At 40.9% G+C, this 20,018-nt stretch carries 17 protein-coding genes; 6 read left to right on the top strand and 11 right to left on the bottom strand.

What is annotated here, in order from left to right:
* Position 1 precedes the first annotated feature (1 nt).
* The 3 genes from nuoF to DW015_RS10785 all read right to left on the bottom strand — a co-directional run bounded on the left by nuoF (position 2) and on the right by DW015_RS10785 (position 3,663).
* Positions 2–1,894 carry an NADH-quinone oxidoreductase subunit NuoF gene (gene nuoF / locus DW015_RS10795; protein WP_022288458.1) on the bottom strand — a complete coding sequence of 631 codons (1,893 nt, stop codon included), beginning with the start codon at positions 1,892–1,894 and terminating at the stop codon, positions 2–4.
* 1 nt (position 1,895) lies between these two features.
* Entirely contained in the window at positions 1,896–2,372 is a 477-nt protein-coding gene (locus tag DW015_RS10790; protein ID WP_022288457.1) for an NAD(P)H-dependent oxidoreductase subunit E, read from the bottom strand.
* 316 nt (positions 2,373–2,688) lie between these two features.
* On the bottom strand, positions 2,689–3,663 hold the full coding sequence (locus DW015_RS10785; protein ID WP_117905640.1) for a biotin--[acetyl-CoA-carboxylase] ligase: 975 nt from the start codon (positions 3,661–3,663) through the stop codon (positions 2,689–2,691).
* Positions 3,664–3,836: 173 nt separating this feature from the next.
* Here DW015_RS10785 and DW015_RS10780 point away from each other — a divergent pair, with 173 nt between their 5' ends.
* The 6 genes from DW015_RS10780 (at position 3,837) to DW015_RS10755 (ending at position 11,166) form a co-directional block, all read left to right on the top strand.
* The gene (locus DW015_RS10780; RefSeq protein ID WP_242993272.1) at positions 3,837–4,832 is read left to right on the top strand and encodes a phospho-N-acetylmuramoyl-pentapeptide-transferase; all 996 of its coding nucleotides are present in this window, start codon (positions 3,837–3,839) and stop codon (positions 4,830–4,832) included.
* Positions 4,833–4,891: 59 nt separating this feature from the next.
* Positions 4,892–5,983 (top strand): lysylphosphatidylglycerol synthase transmembrane domain-containing protein, encoded by a 1,092-nt coding sequence (locus tag DW015_RS10775; protein WP_242992044.1) that lies wholly within the window; start codon positions 4,892–4,894, stop codon positions 5,981–5,983.
* A gap of 14 nt (positions 5,984–5,997) precedes the next feature.
* Positions 5,998–6,627: a CDP-alcohol phosphatidyltransferase family protein gene (locus tag DW015_RS10770; RefSeq protein ID WP_022288453.1), complete on the top strand. Its 630-nt coding sequence runs from the start codon at positions 5,998–6,000 to the stop codon at positions 6,625–6,627.
* A gap of 107 nt (positions 6,628–6,734) precedes the next feature.
* The gene (locus tag DW015_RS10765; protein ID WP_117905637.1) at positions 6,735–7,607 is read left to right on the top strand and encodes a phosphatidylserine decarboxylase; all 873 of its coding nucleotides are present in this window, start codon (positions 6,735–6,737) and stop codon (positions 7,605–7,607) included.
* A 42-nt stretch (positions 7,608–7,649) separates the two neighbouring features.
* Positions 7,650–9,608, top strand: a complete 1,959-nt coding sequence (gene pulA, locus DW015_RS10760; RefSeq protein WP_117905636.1) for a type I pullulanase — start codon at positions 7,650–7,652, stop codon at positions 9,606–9,608.
* Between the two features lie 142 nt (positions 9,609–9,750).
* Entirely contained in the window at positions 9,751–11,166 is a 1,416-nt protein-coding gene (locus DW015_RS10755) for an SGNH/GDSL hydrolase family protein (RefSeq protein ID WP_117905635.1), read from the top strand.
* 53 nt (positions 11,167–11,219) lie between these two features.
* Here the strand turns inward: DW015_RS10755 and DW015_RS10750 are convergent, their stop codons facing one another.
* The 8 genes from DW015_RS10750 to DW015_RS10710 all read right to left on the bottom strand — a co-directional run.
* Complete coding sequence (locus DW015_RS10750; RefSeq protein WP_117905634.1) at positions 11,220–12,155, bottom strand: GDP-mannose 4,6-dehydratase; 936 nt, start codon at positions 12,153–12,155, stop codon at positions 11,220–11,222.
* Between the two features lie 13 nt (positions 12,156–12,168).
* Positions 12,169–13,221, bottom strand: a complete 1,053-nt coding sequence (gene gmd, locus DW015_RS10745; RefSeq protein WP_117905633.1) for a GDP-mannose 4,6-dehydratase — start codon at positions 13,219–13,221, stop codon at positions 12,169–12,171.
* A gap of 19 nt (positions 13,222–13,240) precedes the next feature.
* Positions 13,241–14,557, bottom strand: coding sequence for a sugar phosphate nucleotidyltransferase (locus tag DW015_RS10740; RefSeq protein WP_117905632.1), 1,317 nt, complete (start codon positions 14,555–14,557; stop codon positions 13,241–13,243).
* Positions 14,554–16,164, bottom strand: coding sequence for a glycosyltransferase family 39 protein (locus tag DW015_RS10735; protein ID WP_117905631.1), 1,611 nt, complete (start codon positions 16,162–16,164; stop codon positions 14,554–14,556). Before DW015_RS10735 ends, DW015_RS10740 begins: the two co-directional genes overlap by 4 nt.
* The gene (locus tag DW015_RS10730) at positions 16,127–16,435 is read right to left on the bottom strand and encodes a hypothetical protein (protein ID WP_117905630.1); all 309 of its coding nucleotides are present in this window, start codon (positions 16,433–16,435) and stop codon (positions 16,127–16,129) included. Before DW015_RS10730 ends, DW015_RS10735 begins: the two co-directional genes overlap by 38 nt.
* A gap of 15 nt (positions 16,436–16,450) precedes the next feature.
* Positions 16,451–17,512, bottom strand: coding sequence for a glycosyltransferase family 39 protein (locus tag DW015_RS10725; protein WP_181979909.1), 1,062 nt, complete (start codon positions 17,510–17,512; stop codon positions 16,451–16,453).
* A 180-nt stretch (positions 17,513–17,692) separates the two neighbouring features.
* The gene (locus tag DW015_RS10720; RefSeq protein ID WP_117905628.1) at positions 17,693–18,412 is read right to left on the bottom strand and encodes a glycosyltransferase; all 720 of its coding nucleotides are present in this window, start codon (positions 18,410–18,412) and stop codon (positions 17,693–17,695) included.
* Between the two features lie 667 nt (positions 18,413–19,079).
* A partial coding sequence (locus DW015_RS10710; protein WP_181979908.1) for a fibronectin type III domain-containing protein occupies positions 19,080–20,018 on the bottom strand: 939 nt, incomplete at its 5' end.

The following is a 20,018-nucleotide window of genomic DNA, read 5'->3' as shown; positions in this document are numbered from 1 at the left end:
ATTAAACCTCCTTGACAGCTTTGAAATGGCAGTTGGAAATACAAGCTCCGCACTTTATGCACTTAGAGGTGTCGATCTTGAACGGCTTTTTGATCTCGCCGCTGATCGCACCCACAGGACAGACTCTTGAACACTTTGAACAGCCCTTGCATATCTCAGGGTCGATCTGATATGTCACAAGCTTCTTGCAGTTGCCTGATGGACACTTCTTATCTCTTATGTGAGCTTCATATTCCTCACGGAAGTTCTTTATTGTAGATACAACAGGGAATGCAGCCGTCTTTCCAAGACCGCAGAGAGCAGTTGAGGAGATAGTGTCGGCAAGCTCAAGAAGCAGTTCGATATCCCCCTCCTGACCGTTACCATTTACGATACGCTCAAGTATCTCAAGCATTCTCTTTGTACCCTCACGGCACGGAACGCACTTTCCGCAGGACTCGTTCTGAGTGAAGTTCATGAAAAATCTTGCAACTTCTACCATGCAGGACTTATCGTCCATAACAACAAGTCCGCCTGAGCCAATCATAGCACCGACTTTTTTCAGCGAGTCAAAGTCAAGCTGGATATCGAGGTTAGGTGTAACAAGACAGCCGCCTGACGGACCGCCTATCTGAACAGCCTTGAACTTTCCGTCGCCTCTCATGCCGCCGCCGATATCGAAAATTACCTTTCTGAGAGAAGTTCCCATTGGCACTTCAATAAGACCGGTGTTCGAGATGTTTCCCGTAAGAGCGAAAGCCTTTGTTCCAGGGGAGTTCTCAGGGCCTATGCTCCTGAACCATTTTGCACCGTTGTTGATGATAACAGGCACGTTAGCCAGCGTTTCAACGTTGTTGAGAACTGTAGGCTCGTTGAAAAGACCATGTTCAACAGTTCTTGGCGGCTTAACTCTAGGCATACCACGCTTGCCCTCGATAGAAGCCGTCAGGGCAGAGCCTTCACCGCAAACAAATGCGCCTGCACCACGGTTTATATGTATTCTGAATGAGTAATCTGTGCCGAGTATATTGTCACCAAGCAGACCAAACTGCTCAGCCTGTGCGATAGCACCTTTAAGACGTGATACTGCAAGCGGATATTCCGCACGAACGTAGATATATCCCTCTTTTGCGCCTGTTGCGATACCGGCTATCATCATGCCTTCAAGAAGTCTGTGTGGGTCGCCCTCCATGATAGAACGATCCATAAATGCGCCAGGGTCGCCCTCGTCACCATTGCAGACTATGTATTTTGTAGGGCTTTTCTGCTTTGCAACGCTTGTCCACTTTCTGCCAAGAGGGAATCCTCCGCCTCCACGTCCACGAAGATTAGATTCTGTCATTTCGTTGAGGATATCCTCAGGGGACATATCGAGAAGTGCCTTTTCAAAAGCTCTATAGCCGCCTATAGCAAGATATTCCTTTATGGAAGTAGCGTCAATGTGGCCGCAGTGTTCAAGAACGATACGCTGCTGCATCTTATAGAATGGTATTTCTGACTGCTGGCGATATATCTCACCGTTTTTCTTGTAGCACAGTCTTTCAACGCACTCGCCATTGCAGATAGTCTTGTCAACTATCTCGTCAACATCGTCAAGCTTTACCTTAGTGTAAAGCCAGCCCTCCGGCTCTATTCTAACAAGTGGACCCATTTCGCAGAAGCCGTGACAGCCGCTTCTTTTTACGCCGATAGCGCCATCGTGGATATCATCATCATGTGGCTCGTCAGCAAGTGCCACCACGCACTCCAATCCCTTTGCGGAGATAGTTTCGATAAGCTTCTGGTATATGTTCAGCGAACCGCCTGCAACACAGCCTGTACCTGCGCAAACAAGCACTTTTCTAGCCTGCTTGTCAACAAGCTTACCATACTGTTCACGAGCGTTGTCAAGATCGTATTTCGTTTTCAGCAGCATATTATTCAGCCTCCTTTTCTCTCAGTTCCTTAAGCAGAGCCGCAGCCTTGTCAGGATTCATCTCAGGGTGAACAACATCATTCACAGTGAGAACAGGGGCAAGTCCACAAGCACCAAGACATGAGACAGTTTCCACTGTGAACATCAGGTCGTCAGTGGTGGTTTTCTTCTCGCTAAGACCAAGCTCTCCTCTGAGATATTCGAGAATAGGTATAGATTTTCTTACATGACAGGCAGTGCCGTCACAACATTTGATAACGTATTTGCCCTTTGGTTCGAGAGAAAAATTCTCATAAAAGGTCGCAACGCTATATATTCTTGCTTCGCCTGTGCCAAGCTTTTTTGCAAGATATGGGAATATTTCCTTTGGAAGATAGTGATATATCTCCTGAATATCCTGCAATATGGCTATGACCGCTGTTTTTTCATGATTTTCAAGAATTTTGTCGATCGGTGAATAATCAAATTCTTTTGTCATAAAATTTCCTCCATATAATTAAAGTTAAATTTGATTACAAAGTCAATAATCAAGACATACTGTCAACTATAATTATATACTATATGACACAAAATGAATAATGTTTTTATTTACATGGGCTATATATAATTAGAATAAGCATTGACTAACTTGTAGAAATACACATAAACGAAAACGTTTATATAGTTATAATGCATAAAAAATCGAGCCATTTCTCAATGACTCGACCTACTGATACTATTTGATAAACTGAATTAATTATAAAAAATCATAGACGTTTGTTTCGTTAGATATACCTAACATTTCGTATACTATGTTAAGCCTTGCGAATACTTATCTCTCCCGAGGAAATATATTCTTCTCTGCCGTCCTCATATCTGACGTGCAGGCGACAGTCCTCATCAGCCCCAAGCATTGTGGCAGGAGTTTTTTCGCTTCCTCTTATGACGTTTATCTTCTCACCTACCCACAGCAAGCGTTTTCTGTATTCTGGGTAAAAGCTGTTTTCTTCAAAGCTGTCATAAAGACGCATGAAATTGTTTATTATCTCTGCGGCTATCCTGTTTCGCATATCGCTTTTTCTTTCGTGGAATATCGGTCCTGCGATGTCTCTTATTGCCTCAGGAAAACCGCCTTCCGGCTCGTAGGTGTTCACACCGATACCAAGCACAGCGTAGTCAAGTCCGCCGCTTTCCATGCTGAAAGAAGCCTCCGTGAGTATTCCGCATATCTTTCTGCCATTTATGTAAATGTCGTTCACCCATTTTATGTCAGGCTTCTGATCGCTGACCTTTTCCACTGCAAGGGCAACAGACACCGCAGCGGCAGTGGTTATCTTAACAGCGTCAGCCGCAGCCATGTCAGGGCGGAGAAGAATGCTCATGTAAAGTCCCGAATCAGAGGGAGAAAAGAAAGAACGTCCAAGCCTTCCACGCCCCTGGGTCTGCATACCTGCAATGACTATCCTGCCCTCGGGCACACCCTGATTTGCATAGTCTTTGAGTACCAGATTAGTGGAAGTTACTTCCTTATACACCTCTATTTCAAGCCCCTGACGGTCAGGGTCAAGATATTTTTTTATGCCTGCAAGGGAAAGGATATCGGTGTTTTCGTCAAGTGAATAGCCCTTGTTCGTCACCGCAGAGATAGGGTAGCCGTTTTCCTGCAAAGCTTTCACAGCTTTCCAAACAGCCCCTCGTGTGCAGCCAAGAGTGTCAGCAAGCTGTTCGCCTGAAAGATATTTGCCCTTGTTATCGTCGAGAAGTTCCAGCACTTTGTCTTTTATTGCCATAAAAATGCCTCCTTAATGAGATAATTATAACACAAAAGGTCAAAGTGTTCAACCCTCACCCTAAAAAATCCCTAGCCTAATCCACGTTAAGAAACCATTAAGAAAAAATTGTGCAAAATGACGGATAATAATATTTGCATTTTGCACAGCTATGTTGTATAATATAATAGTATATGTATGAATTGAAACAGAAAAGGACGATGACAATGTTTTATAACCTTTTGGCTAAGACTAATAATACTACATTGGTGCTACTTGTGCCAATGCTGTGCAGTTTTCTTATTGCTTTTTTCAGCCTGAAATTCTTCAAACGCATTTTGCCTAAAGATCAGGGCAGAGCGTTCGCTGTGAACGGCGCACTTTCTGAGGGCAAGCCTCGTGGCGCAGGAATTATCTTCGTGACTTCTTTTACACTTTGCACCGCACTCTTTTATCCTCTTGACATTGAGAACATAATCTATCTCGTGCTTGTGTACGCCGCCATGCTCAGCGGATATTTTGATGATGCTGCTGAAACTCCTTGGGGCAACCTGAAAAAGGGTCTTATCGACCTTGTTATATCTCTTGGCATTGCGTTTACATACTATTTTTATAACGGCTCGCAGGTGAAGCTTTATATCACAGATTCCACTTTCACTATCCCTGCGCCGCTGTTCATTATCCTTGCAGGCGTCCTCGTTTGGACGGCTATAAACGTTACAAACTGTACAGACGGCGTTGACGGGCTATGCGGCTCGCTGGTCATGACAGTTCTTCTGCCCCTTGCACTTATGGTGACAAAGAGCGGTGCAGCTGATATGCTTCTGCCTATGATAATGTTTGTGACGCTTGCGGCTTATCTGTGGTTCAACTGCTCGCCTAGCCAGATGCTCATGGGTGACGCAGGCTCAAGAGCGCTGGGCGTTTTTCTTGCGGTGATGTTTTTGAAAACTGCCGCACCGTTCGCATTTATCCCTATGGCTATAGTTATCATACTTGACGGCGGACTTGGACTTCTCAAGCTTTCTTTCAGACGTTTCCTGAAAATAAAGAATTTTATGGAGGGCATAAGAACTCCTCTTCACGACCATGCAAGAAAGAACAAGGGCTGGTCTGATACTCAGGTAGTAATAAGATTTACAATTTTGCAGATAATAGTAAATCTGTGCTTTATGGCATTCGTTCTGTAAAAAATATGTGTGGGACAAAAACGGTCTGACCTTTTAATGGACAGGCTGAAAATTCGGAGATGATGAAAATAAAAAAGAACCTGAAATATGTTCTTAATATATTCTTTATTGTGGTCATAGGCTGGCTGACAGTCAGACTGCTTTTCAGAGGAGAAGAATTTTCCGACATAGTGGCGGATCTTCACCTTGCAAAGAAAAGCTGGCTTGCAGTGGGTGCTGTGTGCGTGTTCTGCTATGTGGCAGGGGAGTCGGTCATAATAAAGTATATGCTGAGGCTTTTTGAAGTAAAAACTCCTTTCGGGCGTTGTTTGAAATATTCGTTTATAGGCTTTTTCTTTAGCTGTATAACGCCGTCTGCTTCCGGCGGACAGCCTGCGCAGATGTATTACATGAAGAAAGACGGCATAAAGATAGGCTTTTCCACCTTGATAATGCTTATCATAACCATAGCTTTCAAGGCTGTGCAGGTGCTTCTTGCAGTGGCGTTCCTGCTTTTCAACTTTGGCTTTATAAAGCTTCATGTGGGACGGCTTTGGTGGCTTCTGCTTATCGGCTTTATACTGAATATCGCCTATATCGCAGGGCTTGTGTTTATTTTCTATAAGCCTTTGTGGGCGAGAAAAATGGGCATAAAGCTTATAAATCTTCTGACACGCATAAGGATACTCAAAGAAAAGAACAACGAAAAATACATAAACAAAATAAAGCGTATCTGCGACAATTACATGATCGGTTCGGAATATATAAAGAGCAATGTGCACACTGTGATAAATATTTTTCTTATCACACTGGTGCAGAGACTGTTCCTGCTGGCTGTCACATGGATAGTGTATAAGTCCTACGGCCTTAGCGGAACAGGTTTTTGGAATATTATCGCACTTCAGACTATGATAGGCGTTGCAGTTGAAATGCTGCCATTGCCTGGTGCGGCAGGCGTAACAGAGGGCTGCTTCACATATATGTTCATGAGCATTTTCACCGCAGAGCTTGTAAAGCCTGCAATGCTACTGAGCCGTGGACTCAGCTTCTATTTACTGCTGATAATGAGCGCATTGGTAACGTTCGTGGCTCACTTTATCGTTATGAGGAATGATAAGAAGAATGGTCTTGAGGGGTCGCAGGAAGTTAAAAAAGAAGTCGAAAAAGAATGAGAGGAAAAGAAAAAATGATCGGTTTTTATAATTATTCGGTAATACTCACATACATAGGACTTGTTTCGTCAGTGTTCGGCATTACACAGGTCTTTGAAAATCATATGTCCATAGCCTTTCTATGTCTGCTTCTTTCGGGTATCTGCGACCTTTTTGACGGCAAGATAGCAAGAAGCATGAAAAACAGAACAGAGCATGAAAAGGTGTTCGGCATACAGATCGACTCACTGTGCGACCTTGTTTGCTTCGGTGTTTTCCCTGCTGTCATAGGCTATCACTACAACTCGGTTTATCCGCTTCGTCTTATCGCAAGCATTATGATAGTTCTGGGCGCTGTTATCAGACTTGGCTACTTCAACGTTATGGAGGAAGAGCGTCAGAGAAACACAACAGAGAACAGAAAAGAATATAAGGGTCTGCCTGTTACAACAGTTGCTATGATACTTCCTCTGCTGTTCATGGGTCAGCACAATATACCGAGAAATATTTTTCCATTTGTTTTCCATAGCTTTATGATACTTATTTCAATACTCTTTGTATTGAAAATAAATGTCAAGAAGCTTTCCATGAAGGGCGTGCTGATACTCTTCACTATAGGTGCGATAATCCTTCTCGGCTATCTTAAAATGCAGCATATAATCTAAGATAAAAGTTACCTGAATGGGAAATGTTTTTGCCAGACAGGTGTGTGAAAAACAGGACGTCGGGGGTGTCGTCCTCTACAATAATGTAAATAAAAGGAGAGAAACAGATGAAATATCGTGACAGACAGGGCAGAGAATACGAACAGACCACATCTCAGGATAGCTTTCTTGCGGCTGCCTACAGCTCGGCAATGGGCAGGGCGCTTATGAAATTTCTCGGCTGTCCGATATTTTCAAAGTGTGCAAGAGTGATACTTGACAGCAAGTTCTCAGTGCCTTTTATTTTCGGCTTTGCAGAAAAAAACGGCATAGATATGTTTGACTATGAGGAAAGAATGTATCGCTCATTCAATGATTTTTTCACAAGAAAAATAAAGCCCGGCAGACGTTTTATCACTAAGGACAGAGATCTGCTTGTTTCACCTTGTGACGGTAAGGTGACTGCTTATAAGATAACACAGTCTGATACCTTTATTATAAAGAATGCAGTGTATAATACCGCCTCGCTTCTCAGGGACAGCAAGCTTTCAAAGCGTTATGAGGGTGGCTATGCAGTTATCATCAGACTCTCAGTGGACGATTATCACCGCTATTGCTATTGTGCAGACGGTGTAAAGAGCCACAACAGAAAGATAAATGGTATCCTTCACACTGTGAACCCTGTGGTGAACAATTATCTGCCTGTTTTCAAGGAAAACTCCAGAGAGTATTGCATGATAAGAACGGAGCAGTTCGGAGATATTATTCAAATGGAAGTCGGTGCTCTTATGGTGGGTAGGATAACTAATCTGCACACTGAGGGCGGCGTAAAGGTCACAAAGGGCGAAGAAAAGGGCTATTTCGAGTTTGGCGGCTCAACAATCCTGCTGCTTCTTGAAAAGGACAAGGTAAAGCTTTGCGATGACCTGCTTAAAAATACGAGGGAGGGCTTTGAAACTAAGCTTCTTCAAGGCTCGGTGCTTGGCGAAAGTCTGAAGTAAAAATATCTAAGAAGTAAAAAATATATGCAAGGGGCATGGCTGATGTACAGATTGAATTATGAACAGTTTGACAGAGATAATCAATATATAGGAAACGATCTGGGTGCGGTCATGAAAGAGGGCAAAACTGTGTTCAAAACATGGTCGCCGCTTGCAACGGGAGTTTATCTTAATCTGTATCTTGACGGCGAGGGCAAAAGCCGTCTTGAAAGCCTGCCTATGGAAAGGCTTGACCATGGTGTTTGGTATGTGGAGATACTCCGTGACCTTGACGGTGTTTTTTATACCTATACATTTGAGTTCGATCACAAAACAAGGCATGAAACTATAGATATCTATGCAAAAGCCTGCGGAGTCAACGGAAACGTTGGTGCGGTGGTGGATTTCAAGACCACCGATCCTGAGGGCTGGGACAAGGTGAAAAAGCCTAAGTGCAGAAATGCCTGCGACGCAGTGGTGTATGAGTGCCACGTCAGGGATTTTTCTGCGGACAGTTCATCAGGCGTTGCTCCTGAGCATAGAGGAAAGTATGTGGCTTTTGCCGATAAGGGTACGAAATATCAGGGCGTGAACACCTGTATCGAGCATCTAAAAGAGCTTGGCATAACTCATGTTCACCTGCTTCCTGTGGAAGATTATGCCACTGTAGACGAGAGCAAGCCTTGGCTCAATCAATATAACTGGGGTTATGACCCTAAGAACTTCAACTGCCTTGAGGGGTCATATTCCACAGACCCTTATGACCCTAAGTGCAGGATAAGAGAGTTCAAACAGCTTGTTATGGCACTTCATGAGAACGGCATTGGCGTTGTAATGGACGTGGTATACAATCACACTTACTATACCGAGGAGTCTGCTTTTGAGCGTTCTTTCCCGTATTATTATCATAGGATAAGAAATGACGGCTCATTTTCAAACGGCTCGGGCTGTGGAAACGAAACGGCTTCAAACCATATGATGATGAGAAAATTCATGATAGATTCTCTCAGATTTTGGGCAACGGAATATAAGATTGACGGCTTCCGCTTTGACCTTATGGCGCTTCACGATATTGAAACTGTGAACATCATAAGGGACGAGCTTAACAAGATAGACCCTCAGATACTAATGTATGGCGAGGGCTGGACGGGAGGAGAGTCACCGCTCCCTGCTGACAGGCTTGCATATAAATGGAATTCATATCAGTTTGGAAGAGTTGGACTTTTTAACGATAACATCAGAGATTCCATTAAGGGCGGTACTTTCAATCCATATGACAAGGGCTTTGTCAGCGGAAACAGAAATGCGGCTTCTACTCTAAGGCGTGGTATAGCCGGCTCTGTGCCACACTATCAGATAAATGACGCAAAAGAAGCTTGCTGGGCATTTGAGCCTACTCAGGCGGTGAATTACTGTGAGGCTCATGACAACAATACTTTGTGGGACAAGCTTTGTATTTCTGCGAAAAATGACAGCGAGGACGTAAGGATAAAAATGGATAAGCTTGCGGCGGCGATAGTGATACTTTCACAGGGGATGCCATTCATACAGCTTGGTCAGGATTTCCTTAGGTCAAAGCCGAGGATACTCAAAGAGGGCGAAGCGCCAAACGATGTGAATATCTATTCCCATGACAGCTACAATGCGCCTGACTACACTAACTCCATAAAGTGGAACAGAAAGCTTGAATATAAAGAGGTCTTTGAGTATTACAAGGCTCTTATAAGGCTGAGAAAGGGAAGTCCGCTTTTCCGAATGTATACTAAAGAGGACGTGAACGCACATCTTCATTTTATGCACAATGACGATTGGAACTGCGTAAGCTGGAAGCTTGAAAAAGACGGAGAATGCTATGTTATCGCACTTAATCCTTACTACGAGAACAGGGGCTTCGGTCTGCCTGAGGGAAGCTTTTATCTCAGGCTTGATGAAAGTGGCAAGATGAACAAACAGCCCGTTTCAGGCAGTTTCGTCTGTCCACCGCTGTCGGCTGTGGTTTATAAGAGGATAAAGAATATCTAACAGACCCGTTAATAAAATAGCGAATAAATATTAATAATAAATTAATGTATATATCTTGCAGATAGAGTATAATTAAATTATTGGATCGAGAAATATTAAGGCAAAAGATACAAAAAAATTAAACAACGGAGGAAATCATAGTATGAAGAAGTTTTTGGCAGGCTTCTGTGCTGCGGCAATTGCAGCAGGCTGCATGGGAATGACAGTCATGGCAGACACGGAAGCAACGGACAAGCTCACCTCTTATGAGGCAACAAGCGACAATGTTAAGCTTATCGGTCGTACTTACAGAAAGGGCGACACAACGATACTTGGCTATTCTGCAAGCGGTATCGAGTTCAAATGCACAGGCACAAAGGCTGTTTTCAATGTAAACGGCAGCGTAGGTGAGGCAAGAATTGGCGTATTTGTAAACGGCAAGCTTGTTAAGCAGGGCTACATAAAAAATAAGAAGACAAACGCAGTTGAGGTAGAGCTTCCTGAGGGCGAAAGCACAGTTAAGCTCATAAAGCTTTCAGAAGCTGCACAGAGCGTTATCGCAATTGACAGCTTTGAGGTAGATGGCAAGCCACAGCCAACAGAGGCAGCAAAGCATTCTATCGAGTTTATTGGTGACTCTATCACTTGTGGATACGGCGTTGACGATCCACTTGGAAAGTCATTTTCTATCTACAACGAGAACGCCGCAAAGACATATGCTTACAAGGCAGCACAGAATTTTGGCGCTGACTACAGCTTTGTATCAGTAAGCGGAGCAGGTGTGATCTCTGGTTATTCAGGCAACGGCAAGATAAATGACGCACTGCTTGTGCCAAATTTCTATGATAAGTTCTGTTTTACATGGAGCTGGTTCGACGGTGAACAGACAGCTAATTATGATTGGGATTTCTCACAGTATCAGCCTGAGCTTATCGTTGTAAATCTTGGTACAAACGATAACTCATACACAAAGGGTGACGCTGATAAGTGTGCTGAGTTTGAAAAGGGCTATGTAAATTTCCTCAAGGAGATAAGAGCTAAGAATCCAAATTCTGAGATACTTTGTACACTCGGTATTATGGGACAGGAGCTTTATCCTTCTATTACAGATGCAGTTGACACTTATAAGACTGAAACAGGCGACAGCAAGGTATCAGTTTTCGCGTTCAGCGTTCAGGACAGCGAAAACAATGGTTATGCAGTTGACTATCACCCATCCGCTGTTTCACAGAAGACAGCAGCTTATGAGCTTACATATGCTATTGAAGGCATTTACGGCTGGGAGAGAGTTGAGTTGGTTAACGACGGCGTTGACGAAATGACAAAGGACGACGACGTTGAGTTCAATAACGTTGTTGAGGAGTCTTCAAGTGAGGAGAGCAGCGAGAGCAAAGCAGAGGAGTCATCTTCCGAGGCTTCTTCTGAAGCAACAAATGACAGCAGCGCAGCGGCTTCATCATCAAAGACAACAACAAATCCTAACAGCACCAAAAACCCTAATACAGATGCGGCAATGGGCATAAGTATAGGTCTGGCAGCACTTGCAGGTGCAGCTATGGTGGTTTCTAAGAGAAAGTAATAAGATCGAATATAAAAAACAGATCAAGCACAGTGCTTGATCTGTTTTTTTGATTAAGTAAACATATTGTAGTAGTATTCGTAAATATCCTTAACAGTATCGAAAATGTCATATTGTGGATACCAACCAAGATCTTTTCTTATAAGTTCATTGCAACAGTATATCTTGGCATTTTCACCATTACGCACAAGAGAAGGGTCTATTTCGATACTTATTTTGCAAGACGAAAGAGAAACTATATAGCCGAGAATATCTTTTAGTTTTGTGGCTTTTCCGCTGCCTACGTTATATGTGGTTTTACTTTTTTCGCTTTCAAGTATCATTCTGTAGGCTCTTACTACGTCACGCACATCGCTAAAGTCACGATATACGTCAATGTTTCCTACAATGATATTGCCATTCTCTTTTTTTGCAGATAATAGCGCCACTTGCCTGCACCAGCTTGGTATAACAAATCTGTCGGATTGTCCAACACCAGTATGATTAAATGCCCTGACACAGTATATTTTCATGCCATATTGCTCTCTGTATAGTTTTGCAAATCGTTCCTGAGTTATTTTCGATAATCCATACGGGCTGCATGAGTCAAGAGAAAATTCTTCGTTGATAGGATCATCTGACCGCTGGTATTCTTCGCTTGAGCCTATGACCAATATTTTGGCATTGGGTATTATCTCTTTTGCTGATTCAAATATGTTCAGTGTTCCCTCTACATTTACAGCCATAGTTTTTGCAGGCTCTTTCCAAGAATAGCTGACGCTGCTTATTGCCGCAAGGTCAACAATATACATTGGTTTTGTTTCAGATATGACTTTTCTTACCTGAACTTGGTCAAGAATATCACAAGGAATGAATGTTACTTGATCTGCAATATCAGAACTTTCTGATATATCACAGCCATAGACTTTATATCCAAAGCTACAAAATTCTTCAGCAAGATATCCGCCTACAAAGCCTGAAACACCAAATATCAGTACTACGCCTGTCATAGCCGCACCACCTTTATCGTATCATTAATTTCTGTGTCGCCTCTTTTTCGGCTAGCTGGCGATCGTGCTTTGACATAATAGCGCAAAGCTGTTCATAGCTTGTTTTCAGCGGATCCCAGCCCAGAACAGTGCGCGCCTTGGTAGGATTGCCAAGGAGGTTTACAACATCGGTAGGTCTGAACCATTTTGGATTTACGCAAACAAGCATTTTACCAGTCTTTGCGTCATAACCCTTTTCATCAATACCATTTCCTTGCCATTCTATCTTGATACCATTATTGGCAAAGGCAAGCTCAGTAAATTCTCTTACAGTGTGCTGAACACCCGTTGCTATTACAAAGTCATCTGGTTTATCCTGCTGGAGCATGAGCCACATACATTCCACATAATCCTTAGCATATCCCCAATCTCTTAGAGCGTTGAGATTGCCTAGTTCAAGATGATCTTGGAGTCCGCAGGCTATTCTGCCTACTGCCATTGTTATCTTTCTGGTAACAAAATTTTCACCTCTACGCTCTGATTCGTGGTTGAAAAGAATACCGTTGCAGGCAAACATTCCATATGCTTCACGATATTGTTTTATCATCCAATAGCCATACTGCTTTGCAACTGCATATGGGCTGTATGGGTGAAATGGTGTTGTTTCGCTTTGTGGACACTCTTCCACTTTGCCGAAAAGTTCAGAAGTAGATGCCTGATAAATTCGGCAGGATTTATCCATGCCGAGCATATGTACTGCTTCAAGTATTCTCAATACGCCAAGTGCGTCTACATCGCCTGTGTATTCGGCTGCGTCAAAGGATACCTGTACATGGCTTTGTGCCGCAAGGTTGTATATTTCATCGGGACGTACTTCATTCACTACCCTGATAATGCTTGACGAGTCAGAAAGATCGCCGCCATGCAGTGTTACAGCGTTTTCAGCTATAAGATGATCTATTCTTTCGGTGTTTGAAACAGAAGAACGGCGAACAATGCCGTGAACTTCATAATTTTTGCTAATAAGTAGTTCTGCAAGATAAGAGCCGTCTTGTCCTGTAATTCCTGTTATTAAGGCCTTTTTCATATTATCCTCCATAATATTTCTAAAATGTTTCTAAGAATATGTGCTTGTCCTTTACGCTGATAGACTCGCCTATCTGTATTTCAATAATGTTCATATCTGTCTGGGCATGGATAAGGTGTTTTGCACCCTTTGAAACTGAAATGGTGTCTCCGGTTTTTACTAACTTTTTCTCGCCGTCCACAACAACATATCCATTTCCTGGAACTATCGTCCATATCTCACTGCGCTGTTCGTGACTGTGATATTTCATGGAATGGTTTTCTTTCAGGTATATGCTTACTGTCATTGAATTTAGCTGAACATCAAGCACTGTAAAAGTACCCCATGATTTTTCTGCAAACATTGCCATGTTTCCCAGCTTTTTCACATATTGCTTCATGTATCCGCTGGTTTCCTTATCAGAAACAAGTATGCCGTCATTGCTCGCTGCAACTATCATGTTTTTACAGCCCATACAAAGAAGTGGAATGCCAAGTTCATTTATAACGTGGGTGTTTTCACATTTATCATCGAGAAGCGCATTGCCTTTGACATTTTCAGACATGACCTCTGACATCATGTTCCATGTTCCTACATCTCGCCATTCGCCTTTATATCTCATAACGTCTATGTTTGTTTCTTTTTCTGATACGGCATAGTCAAAGCTTATCTTTTCAAGACTTTCATATTTTTCAAGTAGGTCATAATAATCGGAATATTCTATAAGTTCGTGGGATTTTTCAATTATGTATTCAAGTGAGAATGAAAACACACCTGCATTCCACAGTGCACCCTGCTCAATGTATTTTTCAGCAGATATCCTATCAGGCTTTTCCACAAACTTTTTAACTGAACTTATGCTGTGATCATTTTCAGGAATAATGTAGCCGTATTTTTCGCTTGGATAAGTTGGCTCAACGCCTAAAAGCATAAGCTTTTTGCTGACAGTTTCTATGCTTTTCATAAGTGAGATAACTGCTTTGTAGTAGTCATCATGTACATATGGGTCAACAGGACAAACGGCTATGCTTTCAGATAGACCAACGCCTTTTATATCATGAAGATATGTCGCTGCAAGCACTATTGCAGGAAATGTATCACGTCTGCATGGTTCGATGCATATGTCAACATCATTACCAAGCTGGTTCCTTATAGTGCTGACTTGATCTTCACCTGTGGCTATGGTTATGCCTATATCAGGTGAAACGGTCCTTACCTGACGATAAACACGCTGTGCCATAGATTCATATGAATCATTGTCTGTTTTAAAAAGTTTAAGAAACTGTTTACTGCGTATGCTGTTTGAAAGCGGCCATAAACGCAGACCACTGCCTCCTGAAAGCAGGATAATATTCATTGATTATTCTGTCCTTTGCTGTTTGTTGATTTTATATTCTGACCTTTATTAAAATGTGCTATAGCTAGGTCCATTTGTTTTGTTGCAACGTTATATGCACTTTTATATTTATGTAACTTTTTCACAGTAACATTTTCATCATTGCTAAGCAGTTCTTCAAATGTGTATACTGGAATATCCGAAACTGTACTATATTCATCTGTGAAAATGTATACATTGTCTGTATATTTGCTAATGTTTGATATATCACCTATGTTTACAATATTTGATGGGAAGACATCATATGTAGAGAGAACTGTGAAGGTCTGATCGCAAACATAATGAGTAGCATTTGGGAAAAAGTAAGTCATTTCTCCAAGTGTCAATTCATGAAGGTGTAGAAAAGCGATATTTCCACCAGGGTTTTGATCGTTGATATCGGTTACTATCTGATCAATATCTGATTCTTTTAGATCTCTAACAGTGTAAATTGCCATATATATAAGATTAGCACACATAGTCAAAAGAACAAGTAACGATAGTATCTTATATCCGAAACATCCAATTATCACTCCTGCAAGTATCAGCCATACTGTTCCAAGAATATAATAATATCTTTCAGATGCAATGCTACTGAAAAAGTTATTAACAAACGCAAAAATCATAACGGGGATAAGTATAAAGAGCAAAAGCAAAAAGATATCACGGTAAACTCTTTTTTCGGCTGCAAGTGTGAAAACTTCGCTGAATTTAGTCGCACCCTTAATTGCTTTAAGTTTGACATGCCTTAGCAATGCAAAGAAAATAAGTACCGGAAAAACAAATTCAAATATAGTGATATATCCTTTTTCTATAAGCATATCGTGAAATATCCAGCCCAAAGCAGCACGAGTTCCAAACACTGATTTCCAGTAATGTTTTTTGACATTTGACATTTGACCAAAGAGTACCGTCAGCCATGGTATATATGCTAATGCACATAAAATACCGCAAATAAAGAACTTTTTGAATTTCTTATAGTTTCTTGTGCAAAGTGAAAACACCAGAACTGCAACATATGAACCGAAAACACCAACAAGGGCAATGTTATGTGTATACATTGCAAGTATAGAAAAGATAACAGTGCATACATAGCCATGTTTCTTTTCAAGGCTGTAGGCATAAAGCATATACACAGCCGCACCCATAAAGAAGAACATTCCGAAAATAGTCGGTCTTATTTCATGGATCTGATAAAAGATTGGCGGTGAAAAAAATGTTATAAGAAGTGCTGCAATAGCTGAATTTCTGCCAAATATCCTTTTTACAGGAAATGCAGCTATAAAATACATTCCGATAACTGCGATGATTGAAAAACAGCGCATCACAATGAGACTGTTGCCAAATATCACAACAAAAACCTTGAGTGCTATGGCGTAAAAAGGCGGGCTGTAATCATAGGGTATCAAGCGCCATATTTCTGAAAAAGAATGTTGAGTAAGAGCATACTGATATGTGCTGTCATAGTTTAGGCTGTTTGAAAACATAAGCGGAAATATCGCAAATATTTCTATAAGGCTGACTATTACAAACAGTATTATCAGAAGTAAATTATTTTGTATTTGTGCTTTGAGTTTTATTAGTGACATGATATAGTCTCCATGTGTTCTTGTATGTATAAGGTTCAGTAAACATTCCAAGATAAGTTACATCATAATCGTCTTTTGAGTTGAAATGGTCATCAAGCTCATAAGGCGAGTCAGGGAACAGATCTCCGAAAATAAACAGTTTTTTGCTGTATTTGTTTATGTTATTAATGCTTCCGATATCAGTTACTTCAGTAGGGAAAACGTCAAGAGTGTTGAGTACGCACCATGTATCATCGCATACATAATGCTCTGCATCAGGAAAATAATACATAATTATTCCAAGCGACTATTCATGTAAATGAAGAAAAGCAATATCATCATCTCCGTTTTCTTTGATAGTTTCTATCATATCAGAAAAATTAAAGCTATCAAATTGACTTTTAACATTGCCGAAATTAATGCAGAAGCTTACAATAAACAGCACGATACAAGCTAAGAAAAGCTTGGTATCAAAAAGTTTGCCTATCACTACTGACAGCAATATTACCATAAGAGAGCTTAAAATATAAAAATATCTGGTGGCGATGATAGGGTAAACAAGGCGAGTGAACAAAATTAGAGTGATAATAGGAGCAACATACATGAGTCCGCAGTAGAGAACACTTACAAACTCGGCACGGTGAGGTGCAAGCTTTTTGCGGATATCATTTAATGTTTTGCAGTTACGCATCTTTACCACATGGATAAGCAACATTATGGCGATAAAAATGAATATCAGGTAAGTGACAAGTCCGCTTGCATAACCAAAGTGAATATCATATGTCCAATCTATAACAAGGCTACTTGAAATTATGGAATTTGCCCAATAGTTTTTCTTAACATTTGAAAATTGCTTCATTACAACTATCAGCCAAGGGCAATAGCTTAATGCGCAGATAACTCCGCTAAGGAAGAAATAAAGTGTTTTCTTCTTTTGCTTTGAAATAATAGTAAAAGCAAAAGAAACTATGTAGAAAGACAATGCCGCAAGCATTGATACATTGTGAGTATACATTCCAAGGACAGCGAAAACTGTCATGCAGATATAGGCATAATGATAGCCCTTAAACAGTGCCAAATACATATAAATAGCACAAGCTGCTGTAAGAAAATAAGCAAGTACAGTTGGACGTATCTCAGGAACGAGTAAAAAGTTGACATAAGAAAGCGTGTAAAGCAGCATACATATGACTGATGCACGTTTGCCAAAGGCTGCACGAACAGGAAATGCTGCAAGAAATATCAATCCCCATATTATAAATATGGAAAATGACCTCATTGCTAGAAGTGAACTGCCGAATATGTAGGTCCAAAGTTTAAGAAGCAAGGTATAAAGGGGAGGACTGTAGTCCTCCGGCAGAAGCTTCATGATATCGCTTAAACTGTGTTTGGTTAAAAAAATACTGATAGGAACTGTCATAGTTTATTATGTCTGCATTGAAAGGCGGCAGTATATGTATAACTGATACTGCAAGCATTACAAGAGCCAATATTAAAATGCCATAGCGATTAAAAAAAAGCTATTGATTTGCTGATAACATCTGAGTTGTCACTTTTGTCTGTTTTTGTTAAAGCTGGCATTTATCCTGACTCCTATCAACATAAATAATGTTTTTACATACCCTAGAATAAATTTGAAAAGCTGACGCTTTGATTCGCCATAAAGACGTTTTTCAAAGACTATTGGCGTTTCCTTTACAACCAATTTGCGGTTGTTTATTTTCATTTTAAGCAGCACTTCCTGCAAAATATCATAATTTTGACAGGTGAGCTTAACGGCTTTAAGCTGCTTTGTGTCATACATACGAAAGTCTGTGGAAATATCCTTTGCCTTTATTCCGGTTATTATTCTGAAAACAAAGTTAAGGATATGAGACATTATTATAGAGACCTTTGAATCGTTTGTCTTACCGCCTTTGACATAGCGTGAGCCTATAACAACATCAGCGCTTTTGACAAATTTCTTATAAATGTCAGGTATGTATATGGGGTTGTGAGAGCCGTCGCTGTCCATTATGAGAAATTTATCATAACGTGCCGCCTTGATACCTGTTCTGAAAGCTCCTCCAAAATGCGGAAGTCTTTGGTTTACATATCTCGCTCCGAATTTCTTGCACACAGCAGGTGTGTCATCAAGGGGCTTCATAGTATCAACAATTATGATCTCATATTCTTCGCCGATCTTATCAAGCTGTTGCTTTATCTTCGGAAGAAGTACCTTTAAATTTTCTGCTTCTTTGTAAGCAAGAAGTACTGCGCTTATAGCCATTATTTATCACTCAATTCTTATAAGTTATCGTTCTGTTTAGAAAGTATTGCAACAGACATATAAATATCATTACTACAAACTTTAAAACATAAATATTCATACTTGATTTAAACAAGTGTATCAGCAGGGTAGATATAAGCGAGCCTGCGATACATATGGTTGCGTATGAAGCAAAGGTCTTCATATACTCACTGCGTTTTTTGAAATTTACAAGCGTATTTGTCATAAACGTAAAAATAAACCCACAGACATTACCAATAAGGCTACATATCTCAGGTTTATCAAAAACGGCAAAATGTATGAAAATTGCACTGATAACATAATCTATGACTGCAGCGACTAAACCAAAAAGAGCATAGAGAATAAAGTTGCGGTATTTTTTATATAAGCTAACAATATGTGTCAATCAAACTTTCTCCCACCATAAAAATATATACTTTGTTTATAATTATATCACATTCATTCGCAAAAAGCAAGGCTTTTTGTCATATTTACCTCTATTTTACGGTAAATATTTGGTTAAAGGTTAATGAAAGAATATTGTACTTTTTGGAAATCTATGATATTCAGCATCGTTTTTTACAACAAATCCGATAATATTGACGATTAAAAAAACTCCCTCATGCAGAAAACCTCTGCATGGGGGATATTTTATAAACGATAAAAATTACTTCTTAGTAGTAACACTCTTTGAAGCCGACCAAGCGCCATAATACTTAGTACCCTTTACAGTTGTGTAAGAACGAACACGAACATAATATTTCTTTTTGCCCGAAAGCTTTGAAACTGTAGTCTTGTCGGTCTTGTTGTTTGTTATAGTAACTTTCTTTGCACTTGTGAACTTAGAGTTGGTAGCATACTGAATTTCATATCCGGTAGCAGAGCCTTTCTGCGCCCAATCCACAAAGAATGCCTTGCTCTTAGCCGTGAGCTTCTGTATCTCTTGCTTTGCAGGATTTATCTTGAACGTCTTTGTGATAGTGCCTGTGTAAGAGCCTTTTCCTGCAATTTTTACTGTGGCAGTACCTATATTCTTGTTACTTGAGTAGGAAACTGTATAGTCAGTGCCTTTTTTCAGCGTTTTGCCATTGTATTTAACAGTAATGCTCTGAGTGATGTTCTTGCCCGTGAATGCCTTAGTGGAAATGCCCGAAACTGTGGCTTTCTTGAAGTTATTTTTGATACTGTAGGTCTTAGAAACTGAGCCTGTGTAATTGCCCTTGCCTGTGATAGTGACCTTTGCTGTGCCTACCTTGGTGTTGTTTGAATAGGAAACAGTGTAATCTGTACCATTCTTCAAAGTTTTGCCGTTTAGCTTGACCGTTACACCAGGCTTCTTTGCTTTGCCATCATATGCGTAGGTCGAAGTGGAAAGTGTCACGCTTGCCTTTGAAATGCTAATTCTTGAAAGTGCAGGAATTTCAGCCGTTTCAAGAACTTTCTTGCAGACTGTACATTCCTTGTGCTTTGAGCCTTTAACTCCGATAGAAGCCGTTTTGTCGACTATCCAACCGCTTGACTTGTGACCTGTGGCAGTTATCGTTGTCTGTGCCTTGATAACCGCACCACAAACTGAGCAATGTGAACCCTCGGTCTTGCCGTCTGT

The sequence above is a fragment of the Ruminococcus sp. AF37-20 genome (assembly GCF_003460465.1).
Taxonomy (GTDB): domain Bacteria; phylum Bacillota; class Clostridia; order Oscillospirales; family Ruminococcaceae; genus Hominimerdicola; species Hominimerdicola aceti.
This window is presented reverse-complemented; position numbering and strand designations above follow the sequence as displayed.